The organism is Synechococcus sp. R3-13 (assembly GCF_047462195.1).
Taxonomy (GTDB): Bacteria; Cyanobacteriota; Cyanobacteriia; order Thermostichales; family Thermostichaceae; genus Thermostichus.
In genome coordinates this window covers 6,756-8,275 of sequence record NZ_JANSIO010000470.1, presented here as the reverse complement: position 1 = coordinate 8,275, position 1,520 = coordinate 6,756, and the positions used below count along the sequence as shown (strand labels likewise).

Here is a 1,520-nt window from a genome sequence, read left to right as displayed (position 1 = left end):
TGGCTCAAATGAAAGATCAACACAACCTAGCTAGCGTTGCACCACTTCCACCCGCACAGGCGCCAGCCCTGAGCGCACCATCCCCAACACCTCTGCCGCCCGCAGGGAAAGGTCGATGATCCGACCGGGAATAAAAGGGCCGCGATCGTTGATGCGCACCACGGCCTGGCGGCCATTTTTCAGGTTGGTCACCCGTACCTCGGTGCCAAAGGGCAGGGTGGGGTGGGCAGCCGTCATCTCATGGCGGGTTGGGTGCAGGTCATACCAAGAAGCAATGCCCTCTTGCACAGGCCCAACCACGCGGACAGGGGCGGGTTCCTGTTGAGGGGCTGTTTTCGGCTTGGAACCTGCAACAGCGGCTTTGGCGGTCAGAGCAGCTGGCTGGGGCAGGGCCGGAGCTGCAATGGGCGGGGCATCGAGCAGCAGACGGCGCAGACGATTGGCAGCCAAAACAGCCACATCCACCGGGCGCTGGTTGTCGATCAACAGCACTCCATCGTCGATGCGCAGCAATTCCTTGTTGTTGACCTGAATGGTGTAGAGAGGAACACCCAAGCCTTGTTCGGCCAATTCCAAACCTGCCCAACCTAGGGTGATGGTGGTGTCTTTCAGGGATCCCTGGGCCATTTGGTTGAGCTGGGCCACAAGGGTGCTGGCCCGCATCAGCGGTGGTTCTAGCCCAGGGTGCTCGACAAAACTGACAATGGGCAGATCCCGCACATAGACAGTAACCACCTGTTGCCCGTCCATCTGATAGTCGTAGAGGGTGGAGATGGGCTGGTTGGTGTGCTGCTGTTGTTCGCCGATCTTGAGAATGGGTTCTTCTGCTCGACGGGGCAGGATCGCCTGGCGAGATCGGTTCAAGGGATGATCCAAGTTCAGGGTACCCAGTTTGGCAGGGGCAAGACCCTCGTGGCCGGAGATAGGGGTTTGGGGGGTTCTCGGCAGCGTTCTGACTGGGGCTGCGGCAGCAGTGGCGGGTTGGGAAGGGGGAACGAGGTCGGTGGCCGGGGAGGGCAATTGGGAGTCAGATGACAGCTCCGCTGCTCGGGTGCTCAGGGATCCGGTTCGCGTTGAGGCTTGTGCTCGCGAAGTCAAGCTGCCCAACATGCCTGCCGGCAAGCCCAAAGCCGTGACACAGAGACAACTGACCAAGCCCATTTTGCGGGCGGGATCCAGTCCCTGTCCAAGCTGTTTCCAATTTCGCATGAGGCCGCGCTCCTCTCCAATCTCGTACAACTTCCAGTGCGACGGTTAAAACAGAAGTTAATGTACCATAGGTTTCTGAGTTGACCCGTTTGTACGGTCGGACACAGGAGCTCAAGTCTTGATAGCGTAAGGGGTTTTGGCATTTTGGACTACCGCTCAGCAGGGGTTGACATCGATCTGGGCCACGCCTTTGTCAGGGGGATCCGCGAGCGCGTTGAACGGATTCAAGTTCCGTCTTCAGGTTCTTCAGAAACCTTGGGTGGCATCGGCGGCTTTGCCGGTCTGTTTGAGCTGCCGACAGGGTATCAAGC

The 1,520-nt window shown here is 59.1% G+C and carries 1 protein-coding gene and 1 pseudogene; one reads left to right on the top strand and one right to left on the bottom strand.

Annotation, left to right across the window (positions count from 1 at the left end; all coding sequences use genetic code 11):
* Window positions 1–30: 30 nt before the first annotated feature.
* Window positions 31–1,209: a septal ring lytic transglycosylase RlpA family protein gene (locus NW856_RS13185; RefSeq protein WP_414400627.1), complete on the bottom strand. Its 1,179-nt coding sequence runs from the start codon at window positions 1,207–1,209 to the stop codon at window positions 31–33.
* Between the two features lie 144 nt (window positions 1,210–1,353).
* On the opposite strand from NW856_RS13185, the pseudogene NW856_RS13180 reads away from it, so the two are divergent.
* Window positions 1,354–1,520 (top strand): annotated as a pseudogene (locus NW856_RS13180) (phosphoribosylformylglycinamidine cyclo-ligase); the annotation flags it as partial.

Excerpts from the sequence above, each read along its gene's own strand:
- NW856_RS13185 (WP_414400627.1), bottom strand. The coding sequence starts at position 1,209 with ATGCGAAATTGGAAACAGCTTGGACAGGGACTGGATCCCGCCCGCAAA.